General features: G+C 58.2%; 10 protein-coding genes and 3 pseudogenes. 1 reads left to right on the top strand and 12 read right to left on the bottom strand.

Annotated elements, in window-relative coordinates; translation table 11 throughout:
- A partial coding sequence (locus tag GGD63_RS40015; RefSeq protein WP_210316158.1) for a hypothetical protein occupies positions 1-231 on the top strand: 231 nt, incomplete at its 5' end.
- 494 nt (positions 232-725) lie between these two features.
- Here GGD63_RS40015 and GGD63_RS39540 read toward each other — a convergent pair.
- The 12 genes and pseudogenes from GGD63_RS39540 to GGD63_RS40010 all read right to left on the bottom strand — a co-directional run.
- Entirely contained in the window at positions 726-2,120 is a 1,395-nt protein-coding gene (locus GGD63_RS39540; RefSeq protein ID WP_183250599.1) for an aminotransferase, read from the bottom strand.
- 11 nt (positions 2,121-2,131) lie between these two features.
- Positions 2,132-3,646 carry an NAD-dependent succinate-semialdehyde dehydrogenase gene (locus GGD63_RS39535; RefSeq protein WP_183250598.1) on the bottom strand — a complete coding sequence of 505 codons (1,515 nt, stop codon included), beginning with the start codon at positions 3,644-3,646 and terminating at the stop codon, positions 2,132-2,134.
- Between the two features lie 910 nt (positions 3,647-4,556).
- Positions 4,557-5,585 carry an IS110 family transposase gene (locus GGD63_RS39530; protein ID WP_183250600.1) on the bottom strand — a complete coding sequence of 343 codons (1,029 nt, stop codon included), beginning with the start codon at positions 5,583-5,585 and terminating at the stop codon, positions 4,557-4,559.
- Between the two features lie 677 nt (positions 5,586-6,262).
- On the bottom strand, positions 6,263-7,714 hold the full coding sequence (locus tag GGD63_RS39525; protein WP_183250597.1) for a porin: 1,452 nt from the start codon (positions 7,712-7,714) through the stop codon (positions 6,263-6,265).
- A 325-nt stretch (positions 7,715-8,039) separates the two neighbouring features.
- Positions 8,040-8,255: pseudogene (locus tag GGD63_RS39520) on the bottom strand (hypothetical protein); the annotation flags it as partial.
- Between the two features lie 91 nt (positions 8,256-8,346).
- Positions 8,347-9,999 carry an IS66 family transposase gene (tnpC, locus tag GGD63_RS39515; RefSeq protein ID WP_183250596.1) on the bottom strand — a complete coding sequence of 551 codons (1,653 nt, stop codon included), beginning with the start codon at positions 9,997-9,999 and terminating at the stop codon, positions 8,347-8,349.
- 45 nt (positions 10,000-10,044) lie between these two features.
- Positions 10,045-10,392, bottom strand: coding sequence for an IS66 family insertion sequence element accessory protein TnpB (gene tnpB, locus GGD63_RS39510; protein ID WP_183250595.1), 348 nt, complete (start codon positions 10,390-10,392; stop codon positions 10,045-10,047).
- Complete coding sequence (gene tnpA / locus GGD63_RS39505) at positions 10,389-10,790, bottom strand: IS66-like element accessory protein TnpA (RefSeq protein WP_183250594.1); 402 nt, start codon at positions 10,788-10,790, stop codon at positions 10,389-10,391. The genes tnpB and tnpA overlap by 4 nt, the downstream gene beginning before the upstream one ends.
- A gap of 111 nt (positions 10,791-10,901) precedes the next feature.
- A pseudogene (locus GGD63_RS39500) lies at positions 10,902-11,656 on the bottom strand (IS630 family transposase); the annotation flags it as partial.
- 1,013 nt (positions 11,657-12,669) lie between these two features.
- Positions 12,670-13,542 (bottom strand): SDR family NAD(P)-dependent oxidoreductase, encoded by an 873-nt coding sequence (locus GGD63_RS39495; RefSeq protein WP_183250593.1) that lies wholly within the window; start codon positions 13,540-13,542, stop codon positions 12,670-12,672.
- Between the two features lie 430 nt (positions 13,543-13,972).
- The gene (locus GGD63_RS39490; protein WP_183250592.1) at positions 13,973-15,235 is read right to left on the bottom strand and encodes an adenosylmethionine--8-amino-7-oxononanoate transaminase; all 1,263 of its coding nucleotides are present in this window, start codon (positions 15,233-15,235) and stop codon (positions 13,973-13,975) included.
- A 604-nt stretch (positions 15,236-15,839) separates the two neighbouring features.
- Positions 15,840-16,029, bottom strand: a pseudogene (locus GGD63_RS40010) (ABC transporter substrate-binding protein); the annotation flags it as partial.

The raw sequence follows: 16,029 nt of genomic DNA, 5'->3' as shown, positions 1-16,029 counted from the left end.
CATTTGCCATCGTTCCACCTCCACCGATCAGCTCATCCCAGGCTGTATCGCGCGCAAGCCGAGGCGTGGCGAGGTGTGGGCCTCATGCCGGTTACTGGCAAGCGGATTGCCTCGGCGAGTTTGGATTTGCCCGATAGGCGCGGCAGCTCCTTGTCCCCCAGATCGAACAGCGTCGCGACGATCGCAGCGGACTTTACCTGGCGCGATGGGATCGAACCCGAACAAATATGAAATCGAACCCGCCGCCATCTTTCGCGCAGACCTCTGTCGCGTAACCGATGCTGCAACCTCAATCTCCGGGAGTTTGGATGCGTCGAGAAACGCTCCGGCCGCTCATCCGATTCGCGACAGAGCGCTGCACTGCTGCTCATGTTCTTCCTGGTCCGATATCGCCAAAGCGCGTCCCCGAGGCGCTTCTCCAAGGCTCCAGCCATGATCGGTACTGTGCGTACGCATCGAGCCCCTCGTTGAAGATCGGCTGACGCACTTGTTCAGCGGTTCAGCGCTGGGCGTCCTCACACTTCGTCTAGACGTCGAGCTTACGTAAAAGTCCGGTGCGCCAAGCGCGCGAAGGCTTCGGCACTCGGGCGGCACGAAAAAGAAGAGCCCTCGGCGGAACATCGCCGCGGGCTCTTGGAGACCTAACTCAGGTTGTATCAGCACTGTCTATCAAGCACCTCCACATTAATCCGAGCTGGAGGTTCGCTCGTCGTGCCTGCGTGCCCTCAAGCGTCCTTCGCGAGTTCGTCCATTACTTGCTTTGTCGCACGATAGGCGAGATCAACAATTTCATCGATCTCAGCCTCCGATACAACAAGAGGTGGCGCGAATCCGAGAATATCTCCGTGCGGCATTGCACGGGCAATGAGCCCCCGGTCTCGAGCCGCCTTCGAGATACGGGCACCCACCTTGAGCTCGGGATCAAATTGACGCTTCGTCTGGCGATCCGCCACGAATTCGACGGCGCCGAGCAAGCCCACGCCGCGCACTTCGCCAACTATTTCGAGCTGAGCGAAGCGTTCCTTCAGGCGTTTTTGGAAATGCGAGCCAACAATCCGTGCACGGTCGCTTAGTCGCTCCTTTTCGACAATATCAAGAACTGCATTAGCAGCAGCGGCCGCAATCGGATGACCGGAATAGGTATAGCCATGCGAAAACGATCCGACCCGATCGGCCGCTTCCTCGATAACAGCATAGACCTTCTCCCCGACGATAGCTCCAGAGAGGGGGATGTATCCCGATGTCAACCCTTTCGCGACTGTCACCAAATCTGGCTCCATCCCATACAGCGTGCTGCCGAAGTCAGCACCAGTCCGGCCGAATCCACAAATGACCTCGTCGGCGATCAGAAGAATGTCATATCGCCTGAGGACAGCCTGAACTTCGCGCCAGTAGCCGGTGGGAGGTGGCGTAATTCCTCCCGTGCCCAGCACCGGCTCAGCAATGAAGGCGCCAATTGTTTCGGGGCCTTCTCGCAGGATCAGCTGTTCAAGCTCGGCTGCACGCCGCCGAGAAAAAGACTCTTCGGTCTCACCTGGCTCAGCGCCCCAATAGTGATGCGGCGTGCCGGTATGCAAAATGCCTGGAAACGGAAGATCCATATAATCATGGTAGAACGACATACCTGTCATCGAACCGGAAATGACCGAGCAACCGTGATAGCCGCGCTCCCGCGAGATGATCTTCTTCTTCTTAGGCTGACCACGTAGATTGTTATAATACCAAACGAGCTTGGCCTGAGTTTCATTAGCGTCCGATCCGGAAAGCCCAAAAAACACCTTGCTGGGCTTGCCCGGCGCCATTCGTACGAGCCGATCCGACAGGATCGCAAGCTCCTCGGTCGTATGTGCTGCATAGGTGTGGTAGTATGCGAGCTTGTAGGCCTGCCGCGCGATGGCCTCAGCCACTTCCGTCCGGCCGTATCCAATATTTACACAGTACAGGCCAGCAAAACCGTCGATGTAACTATGTCCCTGCGCGTCTTCGATTCGAATCCCCTTACCCCCAGTGACGATCGTGGGATCACCGATCTTGCCGCTCGCATACTCCTTGAGTTGAGTGAAAGGGTGAAGGACGCTTGAGCGATCGAGTGCAGCGATGTTCTTAACTTCATCAATCATACCGAATTCTCCTAGGCCGCCAAATCGCCGAAGCAGACGTACTTATGTTCCATGTATTCATCGATTCCGTGCCGCGAACCTTCTCGACCGAGTCCGGATTGCTTCCATCCTCCGAACGGAATCGGCGGCCCAGTGAACGAAGCTGTATTGATACCCACCATGCCGCACTCGATGCTCTCCGACAGTCGCAGAGCTCGACGCAGGCTGTCGGTGTAGACGTAGGCTGCTAACCCCATCTCACTCGCGTTGGCCCTGGCGACAACCTCGTCTTCCGAATCGAATGGAAGTACTGCGGCCACTGGGCCAAATGTCTCTTCGCGAGCAATGAGCATGGCGTCGGTGGCGCCGCTTAGCAGCGTCGGAGAAACGAAGTTTGGCCCCAGTCTATCGCCCTGGTGCGCGCAAATAACTCGCGCTCCCTTTGCCGAAGCGTCATCGATGTGAGCCCTGCATTTGTTGGCGACCGACAGCTTCGTCATTGGACCGATGTCTGTTGCTGGCTCCAAGCCATGGCCGACCTTGAGCCGAGCCATTGCCGTCGCAAACGCCTCAACGAAGGCGTCATATATTCGCCTTTGCACGTAAATGCGGTTAGCCGCCAAGCAATCCTGCCCAGACGTAGCAAATTTGGCGGCCATTGCGCCATTAACAGCCTTCTTGAGATCAACGTCGTCAAAGACGAGAAAGGGGGCATGCCCCCCAAGTTCGAGCGATACCTTTTTCACTGTCTCCGCGGAGCCTTCCAAAAGCAGTCGGCCAACCTGAGTGGATCCCGTGAACGAAAGGGCGCGTACCCTTGCATCGCGCAACAGAGACGTCGAAAGAGCAACGGGATCACCGACGAGCACCTGAAATACTCCAGGCGGAACGCCGGCTTCTGCCGCCAACCTCGCTATGGCAAGAGCAGAGAGGGGCGTCTCGGGAGCAGGTTTGGCAATGATCGGACAACCAGCGGCAAGAGCAGCTCCAGCCTTTCGCGTGATCATGGCGACGGGAAAATTCCACGGTGTAATTGCAGCCGCGACGCCGATCGGCTGCTTCCGCACATGAAGAAGACTCGCGGGTTTATGGCTGGGAATCGTCTCGCCGTATGCGCGCTCACCCTCCGCGGCGAACCACTCGAGAAATTCGGCACCGTAGCCAATTTCGTACCGAGCCTCGGCGATCGGTTTTCCCTGCTCGACAGTGACTAAGACGGCGAGATCTTCCAAATGGTGACGCATTAACGATGCCCAAGACCTCAGAAGTTCACCTCGCCTTGCTGGCAATAGTTCGCGCCACGCATCAAATGATCGTTCAGCTGCAGCGATCGCAACTTCCATGTCCGCAGCATTGCAACGAGCAACCTCCGCTACTTCCTCTCCAGTTGCCGGGTCGACCACAACGTCTCGTTGCTCACCGGCAATCCAGCGGCCATCGATAAGCGCGGCGCCCGCAACAAAATCGCGACGACGCAGATTTTGTAGGCGCTCCCTAGCAATGGCAACCAAATGGGAGGTTTCATGCCGAGCAGTCTGAAAGGACATCCAAAGCTCATGCGCAGGTTGTTGAATTTACGGCTACCATACCGTCGCACCAGAGATATTTGCGCCGCGATTTCGGGCCGCTCAGCCGATTTCCTGCATGGCAGTGAGCTTTTTAGGGGATTCCGTCTCAAAACCTGGAAATTGCAAGTGTCCCTGTTTTAGGTAAGCTGCGGACTGAATCTCTTCCCGCTATCCCGTTGGAGTCAGAACCAAAGTACGCCCCGACGATAATGGCCGCTGATACGGACCGCGATTGACTCGCGGTACCAACACACTGACCTGAAGACGCGCGATGGACTGGCGGTCGGCCAGACGCTGCCGATTGCTTGCTTGATTGTAACAAAGGCGGATAACGCATTATCAGGCAGCGCTTTCGAGTTCCTTCATGACACGGGAGGCGGCTGCGCGCCTCAACATCCACGGAACGACTGTAGTCGCGCAGGCGACCGCGAGTTCAACAGCGATCTAGAACATTTTGTACGCTAGGCGGCCAGTGCCGCTCTCAAGACGGCAATTTCATCTGGAACGCCATCGCGGTCGGCATCCCTGCGTCATAGTGAATCGCCGACTCGTCTGAAGCGGACCTAGATCTTGGTAGTTCCTTCCGACCTTGAGGTAAGCGTTCGGAGGTTGCCTGATCATGCGGGCTTCTGTAACGGGCCTTGGTTAGTCAATCCCTTTTGTGTCATCCGCTCGCCGGGAACCTGCTTCTGTACGGGATCGGCGCTGTGACCGTCGCCTGATGGGGTTCTAGAGGAGCAGGTCGGCCAATCTACGGAAAGCGTGATCGCATCAACGGATGCGTCGACAACCCGCATGACGGCCTGACCTGATCCATCGTCCCGGCGAAGGGACTTCGCTTCGGGAAGGCTGGTGTCGTGACCCGCCCGAGAACCTGTGCGCTCCTGTTTTAAGCCGCCATGGCAGTCGCCTTGAACGGCACGTTGTCCTTGAGCATGCGCAGCATAATCACGGCGAGCTTGCGCGCGAGAGCCACCTTGGCCTTGCTCATGCCGGCGCGCTTGGCGATCCGCATGGCCCAGCTCTTGAGCTGTGCGCAGCCCTTGATCGGCTTGGTTAGGATGATGTGGGCGGCCTCATAAAGCGCCTCACGCACGGAAGCATCGCCGTTTTTGCTGATGCGGCCGGAGTAGTCGGTCTCGCCTGACTGGTACTTCTTCGGCGTCAACCCAAACAGTGGTCCAGCCCGCTTCGACGAGGTAAAGCGGGCTGGGTCATCGATGGCGCTGGCATAGGTCAGCGAGATGATCGGCCCCACGGCCGGCATCGACATCAGCAGCCTGGCTTTGGCATCCAGAAGCGACATCGCCCGCACCCGCTTCTCAAAACCATTGAACTCGCGCAGCAGCACGGCGTGAATCGCCAGCGTCGCCGCGGCGATTGTCTCGAGGGCTGGATGGCCGGCCACCAGCTCGCCGATCCGTGCTGCAAAGCTGCGCTTCGTCGTCTTGCCGACCTTCAAACCGAAGCCGCGCAAGATCCCGCGCAGGCTGTTCTCGAAGTCCTGAAGCTTGGCCTGGATCAGCTTGCGCGCCGTCAGCATTGCGCGGGTCTCCTGTGCACTCATCGACTTGCAATGCACTGGCCGGAACCAGCCGAGCCGAATCAATTGCGCGATGTTGCGGGCGTCATTGCGGTCCGACTTCACCGGCATCGCCTTGAAGGCATCGCTCGCGTGCCGCGTCTTCAGAAGCTCGACGGCAAGGCCGGCCTTCTTCATCGCCGCATAAAGCCATTGTGACAGCGGTCCGGCCTCTAGTCCGATCCTGGCAAGCTCGAACCCGAGCGATCGGAACCAGCCGATCAGCGCCTCCGCTTCGCTGGCCACCTTGGCCTCCCGAACGATCTTGCCGTTCGCATCCACAACGCACACGCTGGAGCATTCCAATGACACGTCGATTCCGGCATAATGGTCCATGGTCGTCTCTCCTCGATGCTTGGAGCGAGGCTTAGGCCCCGACTCCGCTACACCATCAATGTGAGGGACGACCGCTTGCCTTCCAATCCAGCCGCGCGACGCGCGCATCCAACAGCGCCGTAGCCAGCGCGGCTGGATTGGAAGGCTCCCCGGGGCCCGTTACCCCATCTACCCACGAGCTAGATTCCTTGGATGTCCATAAGACTAGATGACCTGGACGAGCACGGGGGCTCGATTTGAGGTGGACGGTGCGGGGGCAGATGCTCGCGGACCGAAAGGTACCCCGCAACATCAGAAGCTCGGCGCCAGCGTCGTACCACTCATCGCACGGCATAAGCTGGCGCCAACAATCCTAAGCGGGATCATGCTGGATAAAGTTTAGCCAAGGTTTGCCCTTGAACGTCGAGCGCTGCGCCCCGGATCGAGCGCCGACGCGCGGTCGAGCAACGCTATGCCATGGGACGGGATTCTGCCCGTCGGCTCTCTTCTGCCGCATCTCGACTCCTATGTCATGGCGGCAGAGGGATTGGGGAGGACGGAGAAAAGTGGCCCTCCCCGCAACTCGCGACACGTACGGTTACTTGCATTCGGCTGTTATCGGCGCCAGAAAAATTAGGGAGCGCCGGAACGCTCCCTAATAAAGCTGAGTGCAGAGGAAAACAGCTTCTGTAACTGGCCTACCAGGTAAAGCGCATGCCTGTCAGGAAAGACGTGGTTTGCGGGGTGGTAGGGTAACCAGCGGTTGCTGTAGTAAAGCCGACGGCGAGACCGCCTCTAAGCTCCGACCATACCAGACCGGCGTAGACATCGAAGTACTTGTTAAACGCGTAGTCTACGACTGTGGACGCCGTCTGCCAGTGGCCCGCGCAATGCGAGGAGCTAGTGTCTGAGCAAGGCATCAAGGTGGGGGAAGAACCCTTGTAGAAATCTTGTTGGCCATAATACCAGGCCGCGGCCACAGTCCAGGGGCCAGTCTCATATTTCGCCCCGATCCATCCAATATTCCGGATCTTATCCCCATAAGTATAGGACGTGTTACTGATTAGCCCAATCACATAGCCGCCGTTGACCGTATCACCAACAGAAACCGGAGTGGACGGATTCGAGAAATCCTCATGCTGATACCCCGTGTAAAATGTCAGCTTGCCGCCAAGACCCGCCCCCTTGAAAGCGTCTGCGAGATTAAGAGTATACTTACCCATGAGCGCAAATGCTTCAGTGTTCTGCGCGGTGCCACCCAAGGTATTACAGCTCGGAGCTCCAGCTACACCGCATCCGCCGACGCCGTACGCAAAAGTCGACACCGCATTTCGAAGCGCCGTATAAACTGCGTCAACGTAAAAGCCATTCCAATTCCCGCCGATATTAGCTGCATAGGAATTTCCATGAAGGCCTGAATCTTGATCGCCTTGGGCGTACATGACTGCGCCGTGGATAGGTCCATATCCAATGGCGTATTTCACCGACTCGTTCCATTTGTTGGCATCGGCAACACCCGCAGCGCCGCCCCATCCGCTAGACCAGCCGATCTGCGAGAAAGTGGAGAACGTCATCGGATCGTAGCCGACCATGGTGGTGAAATCGAGCGGAGATTGGCGACCGATTGTGAGCGTACCATAAGTTGCGTTGCGAACACCGGCAAACAGTTGTCCGTTGATAGCCTGACCGCAACGGGCGGAGTTTGCCCATATGCTTTGCTGATTACCGGGCCGGCCATTATTCTGGATGATCGTCGCGCAAGCGTCGTCGAGCCTGCCCGTCAGAGGATTGAAGCCAGTATCAAGCTGGCCGATTACCTTCCAGTCACCGAAAATGGGCTCCTCGAGCTTCAATCCAATAAAATTGAAACCGTAGCCGGCGATGTTCAGAGACGAAATTGGCCTAGTTCCAGCCGGAGCAGCAAGAACGTTGGTGTTTAAGCCAAACCAAGAGCCACCGAGTGGAGTGCCGATAGAATTGTAGCCGTAACCGATATCCATCTGCCCGAAGAGAGTGATACCTTTCCACGTAAGTGTGTCCGGTGGCGGTGGCGGTGGCGGTGGCGCCTTTAGGTTATCACTCAGATCAGCCGCCTGCGTTGAGGCAGTGAAGCCAACAAGTGCTACCAAGGATAGAATAGATGCTTTCATTAGATCCCCCAACATTCGATTACAAAAGCGCAATGACGGTGTGCCCCAAGCCGCGGCGAGAACGGAGCAACGTTCACTCCTCCCAGCCCTTCGATAAATGGCGAGAACGGACAACCCAGGATCGACAAGGAGAACCTTGGCGTGCCTCACTCCCTTCTCGTTTTATTCTTGGTTATTGACGCTTTACGCTATCCGAGCGTAGCGCCGCGTTTCGCCAATTTTGGCCAACATTGCGCGAAGTTCGGCGCATATTCCAATTTCGAGCATTTTTTCTGCGAGCGGCCGCAGCTGGGACGGTTGCTTTGATTCAGCGACGAGGTTCTAGTCACGTGACTCTAACGTTCGCCACACACAGCAGACCAATGAAAGCACGGATGTCGGCCTCGAGCTGCCTGACTGAGGTGTGAACACCGCGCTGAATCTGTTTCCTGGTGGGCTCGGCGAACCAGCGCTCGGTCTGATTGATCGATGACGCAGAAGTCGGCATGAAGTGGACATGATAATGCGGCGAGCGGGCGTGCCAGGCTTTGATCTTGGGTGTCGTGAGGGGTTGCGCAGTAAGCATACGACGAAGACCGCCTGATTGACGCATGCGCGCGGGCACAGTGAGCTCTATGATTGCTTGGGTGAGGTCAGGCAGCCTGCTGACCGGCGGGCTTGTCGCCTTGGCGCAGGAGCTTCCATTCCCAGGGCAGCAGTTCGTGTAGCCGTGATGTAGGAAGATCGGCGATACGGGCGAGGACATCGGCTAGCCAGGCCTTTGGATCGACGTCATTGAGACGACACGTCGTGATCATCGTCAGCATGATGGCGGCACGGTCGGCCCCGCGCTGGCTGCCGGCGAAGGTCCAGTTGCGTCGTCCCAAGGCGATGCCTCTCAATGCGCGTTCGGCGCAATTGTTGGTCAAACAGATCCTGCCATCGTCGAGGAACCGGGCGAAGCCCTCCCAGCGCCTGAGCATGTAGTTGATAGGTTTCAGGACCTCGGAGGAGCGCGAGAGGGTTTCGCGCTCACGCAACAACCATGCGTGCATGTCGTCGAGAAGCGGCTTGCTCTGTTCCTGGCGGAGGGCGCGCCGGTCGTCAGCGTCACAGCCGTTGATGGCGCGCTCGATATCGAACAACGTGTCCAGCCGCCTGACCGCCTCCAGTGCGATCGGGGAGACCGGTTTGCCCTTCTTGCCTTCCCGAGCATTTTTCTCGATGTCAGCCAGCTCGAAGAAGCCTCGCCGGGCATGGGCAAAGCAATACGCCGGCGTAATTGGCAGTGTCTTCTTCTGGGGGTCGAACAGCGGCTCGAAGCCGTTGTAGCAATCAGCTTGCAGGATGCCGGCGAAGACCGCCAGATGCTTCTGGGGATGCTCGCCTCGTCGGTCGCTTGAGGCGTAATAGACCGCCGCCGGCGGCGCAGGCCCGGCGAACGGCCGGTCATCCCGCACATACGTCCAGATCCGGCCGGTCGTGCACTTGCCCTTGGCCAGGATGCGGATGGTGGTGTCGTCGCCGTGAAGGCGCTCGGCCGCAAGCACATGACCCTCGATCAAGTGGAAGAGCGGCATGACGGCAAAGGTCCCGTGGCCGATCTGGTCGGCCAGCGTCGATAGCGGCAAATCGATCCTCTCGGCCTTAAAGCGTACGCTCTGGCGGTTGAGCGGGATATGCATGCCGAACTTGTCGAACAGGATTGTCGCCAGCAGTTGCGGACCAATGAAGCCGCGCGGCGTGGCATGGAACGGCGCAGGCGCCTGGCTGATCTTCTCGCAATCTCGGCAAGTGAACTTCTCGCGTACCGTCTCGATGACCTTGAATCGGCGCGGGATCTCCTCCAGCGTCTTGGTTACATCCTCGCCGACCTTCGCCAGCCGCGATCCACCGCAGCAGGCGCAGGTCGTTGAAGCTTCAACGACGACGCGCTCGTGTTCGATATCGTCCGGCCACGGCTTGCGCACCGGCCGCTTACGTGTGAAGGGACGGACGTTCTGCGTCTTCGCCGCCGCCGCCTGTGCGGCAAGCTCATCCTCGCTCGCCGTGGTGACGAGTTCCTCGAGCTCCAACTCCAACTGCTCGAGCAGCCGTGCCGAGCGCTCGGATCGCTGCCCGTGCAGTTCGCGTTTGAGCTTCTCAATTCGCAGCTCAAGATGCGCGATCAGCGCCTCGTTGTCCGACCGCTCCGCCAGCGCACTGGCAGCCACCGCCTCGGCTCGCAGCCGCGCCTCACGCTCGGCCTGCAGCGCCGCCAGGGCGCTCGCAAGGTCCGATGGAAGATCGTCCGGCTTCGATATCATGAAGCCAGTGAATCAGATCAAGCCGCAGATTCAAACCACAAAACGCTATCCGACCCGCGTCGGCCGCTGGGTTTCTTGTGGGTTGCGCCAATCGATCCCGGATAACAGATAGCTCAACTGCGCCGGCGAGATCGTTACCGGTTCACCGGCAACCGATGGCCAGATGAACCGGCCTCTCTCGAGCCTTTTGGTAAACAGGCATGCTCCCTGGCCATCGTGCCAGATCACCTTCACAAGATCGCTGCGGCGACCACGGAAGACGAACAGATGACCATTGAGCGGGTCTTTGTGCAGCACCTCCTGCACCTGGAGTGCCAACGACGGAAAGCCTCTGCGCATATCGGTGTAGCCTGTCGCGAGCCACACTCGCGCGCCTGTCGGAACCGGGATCATCGGCGCACCAGGGCATCGAGAACTCGACGTAGCGCGTCTCCATCAACCTCACCATCGACCCGGATGCGGTGTCCGCTACCAAGATCAATCTCGATGATGCCCTGGCTCTTCCGTCGACGCGCCGACGCCGTCGTCGATCGCGCTTCGGCCACATCCCGCGCCGGCACAGACGGCCCAATCTCGACCGGCACGAACGGCGCCACACTCGTCTCACCGTGCCTGCAAAGCTCTTTACGCCACCGGAACAGCTGGCTCACATGAAGGCCGGCCATGCGAGCCACCTCGGAAACAGTGGCTCCGGGCTCGAGCGATGCTGCAACTAGCCGCTCCTTCTCATCTCGCGACCACCGCCGCCGCCGCTCTACCGATGTGATCACCTCTGCCCGCGATATCGTCATAGCGCTTCTCCTAGGATTACCCCTAGGACCTGCGGCGCTCGCCTCCGTCAATCAAGGCGGCCGCAAGCGGAGGCGTACGTTGCGCAATTGCCGTACCGATATGGACATCCGGCCTTCTGTGATTTGAGCGTCGATCTCTTGGAGGAACTTCGAGAACTCGACTACCCCGTGGCGCTTGTCGCATTTTCCGATCACAAACGCCGATGCGACGTCGAGCGCGGCAAACAGCGAGGTCGTATCATGCCGCACATAGCTGTGCGTACGACGCACCAGGAGACCCGGCGTCAGTGGCAAGACCGGCTGCTCGCGATCGAGTGCCCGACTGTGAATTTTCTCGTCGAAGCTGAGGACAATAGCTCGGTTCGGTGGGGATGGGTAAAGGCCGACTATCGCGAACCTTGTCGACGATAGGGGAACACTCGACAGCTTGAATGTCTGGCCACGGTGCGGCTGCAAGCCGAACGCCGCCCACATTCGGCGGATCGTGGTGTTGGAAAAGCCAGTTTCGGCAGCAATCGAGCCGATCGTCCAGTGCGTTGCATCGGCCGGCCTCGTACGCAACGTCCGCGCGATCACGGCAGCAACCTGATCGTCGTTGATAGTTCGAGGCCAGCCAGGCCGGCCCTCCTCAAACAGACCATCGCAGCGTTCGTACAAAAATCAGCGGAGCCACTTGCCAACAGTGCGTTCGTCGAGGCCGTGCCCGGCAGCGACAGATTTGCTTAGCAAGCCATCCGCACATCGCAAGATCGCGCGCTATCGCTCAGGTAGCGACCGGCAACACGATGACCGACGACCTTGCCTCCTCAAGTACGTCCGCTCCCGGGGACTCTCAGCACCAACTGCGCGATCGGCGGCTCTCTCATACCTCCACTTGCTACAAGCGCTCTCCTTCAGAGATCCTAGCGCTCTTCAATGTGCGACTTTGCCTTCCAGATGACTGGGACCGTATCGGGCCCAGTCAACCGCCTCACCACGATCGCCCGCATGAACGCGACAGCCGGTCAATCTGAGTGAGATTGACGAAGATGCTTGCGGCCGATGCGTCAGCAAGCTGTGCTAGCGTGGAGTTGACGCGATATTGCGTCGCCGTGAATGCCATCGTCCAAGTTGGATCAAGCGTGAGATGACCGCCGGCATGATGAGCAATTCGTCACCGATGTCCTGTGAAGGATGCCGCAATTTGCTTTGACGAACCATTCGATCTTCGGCAGCATCCGTGATGAACAAAGCGTCCCGGTATCATGCGACAGACACTTTAGCGATCGACGGCTGCTATACTGCATAGAGCCGTAACGACGGCCTACGTGGTCAGTACCGACCTCTGGAGTACTTGAGAAGGCCATAGACAAGCAGGAAGACCTGGCGAACTTCCTCCTGCCTGATGCCATCGGCGACGACTGCAGAATGTTGACGGTGGGGAGCACTGTCGAGGTCGGCAATAGCTTGCTAGACTCTTAGACAATAACTGTGCTGAACCGTGAAGCGGCAATATGGAGGATTCGAGTGCGGCGGCGCTAAAGAACACTAAGGAGACCTGACGGCAATCGCTGTCCAACGGCAGGATTAGGCCTAAGCGACAAACGCACCGCTTCGCCGCTTCGCCGGCAACAAGATTTGCAATATCGCAAAGCTCGTCGGCAACAGTGATCTTTACATTGGCGGCCTCATCGGTGCCGTTGGATTGTAATCTCAATTGCGGATGAGAATGATAACCGCCGCGATCTTAGTCGCACTTCTCGCGAGAGCGGATAGATAACAACCCACCGAGCGCAACTGGTTGCGTACTACTTCTGCTCTGCTGCACGAGTTGCTGAATACTCAAATTCGGCGCCAGCGAACTTCCGTTTCGGGTTGACCGGCGTCGATGTATCCACAACTAATCCATAGAGGGAACCCGCTTCAAGTCTGCCGGAAAGAACACGGAAGATGCACGAGCCGCCACGTCCTGCGCCGTGTAATGTCCTTTGGGATGGAAGCCGTCAGTCATCAGCATCCTGACTTCTGCGATCTCTTCCCCCGATACAGCGAGGACCTTGCCCGAATGGTCAGCCGCCAACTCGGAGGCCATGAAGAGCACTCCGGAGGCGACGTTCTCGGGACGCAGGATCGGATAGGACTCGCTGTCCTTGGTGCCTGGAACGTCCGCCCACATACGAGTGACGGCGTTTGGTGCCACGCCCATTACCCGAATGCCGTATTTGCGACCTTCTATGGAGAGAACTCGTACCAAGCCGTAAATTCCGGCCTTAGCGGCTCCGTAGTTCGCCTGGCCGAAATTCCCGAAAAGACCTGACGTTGAGGAAGTCATGATGATGACGCCGGGCCGACGGTTCTCTTTAAGCCAGTTCCAAACCGGTAGGGAGCAGCAATAGGTTCCCTTTAGATGAACCTTCACGACGAGATCCCAGTCCTTCTCCGAGGTCTTGGCAAATGTCCTGTCCCGCAAGATGCCTGCATTGCAGATGAGGATATCGACTTGGCCGAAAGCATCGATCGCGGTTTTGAGGATATTCTCACCTCCGGCTACGGTGGAAACGTCATCGCCATTGGCCACGGCGCGACCGCCATCAGATATGATCTTCGCCACGACCTTTTCAGCCGCACCGCTCGCGCCGGCCCCATCGACTGAGCTGCCGAGGTCGTTGACGACGACAGCCGCGCCTTCTTTAGCGAACAGCGTTGCATAAGCCTCTCCGAGCCCACCACCTGCTCCGGTGATGATCGCCACCTTGCCGTCCAACAATCCCATTCTTCACTCTCCAACTCTTTGCATTGTGAGCGCACGTGGCGCCACCGAGATATCCTCAGTTTATGTCTCGCCCCGCCTGCTCCCATTCCACCGAAACGCAACAAGCACGCGAGCGTGCAAGGCACGTTGGCAGCGTGAGCTGCGTTACGCTAAGACATCCCCTGGAGACCGCCCCGCCTCCTTTAGGATAGAGGCTGCGCCATTCAGTTCCACGGTGCCCATTCTCGCGATACCGCTGGATCACAGATATTTCGCCCGACCGTCGCGCCCATGGTCCCGCGCAAGCAACTAACGATTTACCCCGGCCCGGGCGAAGAAAATCGACCAAATTTTGCTAAGGTTCGCACGTTTTAGACTGGTTTGCCGCTCTGGCGCAGAAGTTCATCGACTATGAACGTGGCGCGGACTCAGATAGTCAGCCGACAATCGGCTACACAGCGTCTGCAGCGTCACTAATGGCGCCGTAGACTTCAGCCAAGTCTGCCGCCGTAACGCAATACGGAGGCATCACGTAAATTGTATTGCCAAGCGGCCGGAGCAGTAGAGTTCGATCCTTGAAGATAGCTCCAAGGATTGGACCGATGCTTGCCAGATAGCCCGGATTGCTCGTCTTAAGATCGAGTGCGGTGATGGTCCCGGTCAGACGAACGTTTGTAAAGCGCGAATCCGTGCGGAATGGCTCGAGTGCCTGCCCTTGCAACTTGGCGACCAAAGCTACGCGCTGGAGAGTGCGCTGGTCCTGCCAGAGATCCAAGTTAGCCTTCGCAGCGGCGCAAGCTACTGGATTGGCGGTGTATGAACTTGAGTGAAAGAAAGTACGCGTACGATCCTTCGAGTAATGCGCGTCGAAAATATCCGCGCGGCAGAGTGTCACCGCAAGTGGGAGCGCCCCCCCGGTGAGACCTTTGGAATAGCAAGCGATATCGGGCGTGACATTGGCCTGCTCGCAAGCGAATAGTGTTCCGGTGCGGCCCCAGCCCGTCATGACCTCGTCGGCAATGAACAGAACGTCTGAGGCTTCGCAGATCCGCTTCATTTCGCTTAGGACCCAAGCTGGGTACATCAGCATTCCACCCGCTCCCAATATCAGCGGCTCAACTATGAATGCGGCCGGCTTTTCATTTCGGCAGGTAGATTCGAGCGCGTCGAGAGTCTCCTGCTCATGGCCCGTTGTCGGGAACGGGATTGTGGTAACGTTGAACAGAATGGAACCGTACGCCGCGTTGAATACGCCGCGCGCACCGACCGACATCGCTCCAATCGTGTCGCCGTGATAGGAATGTTGCATTACGACGATGCGAGTTCGATGCTTGCCGATATTATGCCAATAGCCGAGCGCCATTTTCAGCGCGACTTCCACGCTTGTGGACCCACTGTCGGAGAAGAAGACATGATCAAGTCCGGCGGGCGTGAATTTTAAGAGTTGCGTCGCAACTTCCTCGGCCGGATCATGGGTATAGCCGGCAAAGATGATTTGGTTGAGCCTAGCTGCCTGATCTCGAATTGCGCTCACAATTCGTGGATGGCAGTGACCATGCGTTACAACCCACCACGATGAGATGGCGTCGATGATACGAGCTCCATTCGCAGTATAGAGATAAGCGCCATCGCCACGCACAATCTTCGTCATCTCGCCCTGAAGCGCGTGTTGCGTGAACGGATGCCAGATCGGGAACTTGGTCTTTGACGTCATCGCATTAATTCACTAGTGGTGGAAGCGGCCCAGAAGCCGACTGCCGCGCATCTGCCGTGAACGGCGAAAGCCCGGGGACTCGTCCCAACCAAGGCAAGACTCTCAGACTCGAGATTTCGTTCGCCAATAAATGCCGCTCCGAGAATTCCGATCGGGCGCCTCGATCAGGTGGGGGGCAACCGGGCCCAAGTTTCCACATGTTTTTGATCTCGACTACTTATCAAGAAGAGCGCCTGCTACTTCCTGCAGTATGCGAGTCGATCCGGATGTGTTCCCGTCCAGGCCACGAGCATGGTCGCGAGCTACCGATCAGATACGAGTTCCGCCGCTGCATCTACTAACGACGGGAGTGACCAGAATCGTCTGGGATCGTCCTCCCCGAGAAACACAGGTAGCGTTCCCGGGCTTTCCGTTCCAGCGCGAACTCCTTCCGCAGGCATCGATCACGTGACCCGGAGCGACCGTCGGCAGCATCAGTGCAAAAAAATCGTGGGACCGGGACGATATTTACTCTCCTGCCGAAAATGCTGACCGAGGCGCGGAGAAGTCCCTTGGCCAAAGGCTGTCTTCATCACTACCCCGCTTGTCGCGAGCGAAAGACGGGCTATTGCTTAAAGCCGACCTCCTGGAACTGACGCCACGATCCGGGAGACGGCCACGGCCGAAATTCGACATTGTCGCGCCAAGCGAACGTATTGACAGGGCGGTACGTGGTCACCCCACCGAGCACATTTTCATGCTTGTAGCGGGCGATCTGCTTAATGAGCTCCACCCGCTTGTCCGGGTTCATAGCC

It is taken from the genome of Bradyrhizobium sp. cir1, from assembly GCF_014198245.1.
GTDB lineage: Bacteria > Pseudomonadota > Alphaproteobacteria > Rhizobiales > Xanthobacteraceae > Bradyrhizobium.
The sequence above is the reverse complement of the archived record's forward strand: the minus strand, read 5'-3'. Positions and strand labels throughout refer to the sequence as shown.

Coding starts and splice junctions, on each gene's coding strand:
- GGD63_RS39540 (WP_183250599.1), bottom strand. CDS start 2,120: ATGATTGATGAAGTTAAGAACATCGCTGCACTCGATCGCTCAAGCGTC.
- GGD63_RS39535 (WP_183250598.1), bottom strand. CDS start 3,646: ATGTCCTTTCAGACTGCTCGGCATGAAACCTCCCATTTGGTTGCCATT.
- GGD63_RS39530 (WP_183250600.1), bottom strand. CDS start 5,585: ATGGACCATTATGCCGGAATCGACGTGTCATTGGAATGCTCCAGCGTG.
- GGD63_RS39525 (WP_183250597.1), bottom strand. CDS start 7,714: ATGAAAGCATCTATTCTATCCTTGGTAGCACTTGTTGGCTTCACTGCC.
- tnpC (WP_183250596.1), bottom strand. CDS start 9,999: ATGATATCGAAGCCGGACGATCTTCCATCGGACCTTGCGAGCGCCCTG.
- tnpB (WP_183250595.1), bottom strand. CDS start 10,392: ATGATCCCGGTTCCGACAGGCGCGCGAGTGTGGCTCGCGACAGGCTAC.
- tnpA (WP_183250594.1), bottom strand. CDS start 10,790: ATGACGATATCGCGGGCAGAGGTGATCACATCGGTAGAGCGGCGGCGG.
- GGD63_RS39495 (WP_183250593.1), bottom strand. CDS start 13,542: ATGGGATTGTTGGACGGCAAGGTGGCGATCATCACCGGAGCAGGTGGT.
- GGD63_RS39490 (WP_183250592.1), bottom strand. CDS start 15,235: ATGACGTCAAAGACCAAGTTCCCGATCTGGCATCCGTTCACGCAACAC.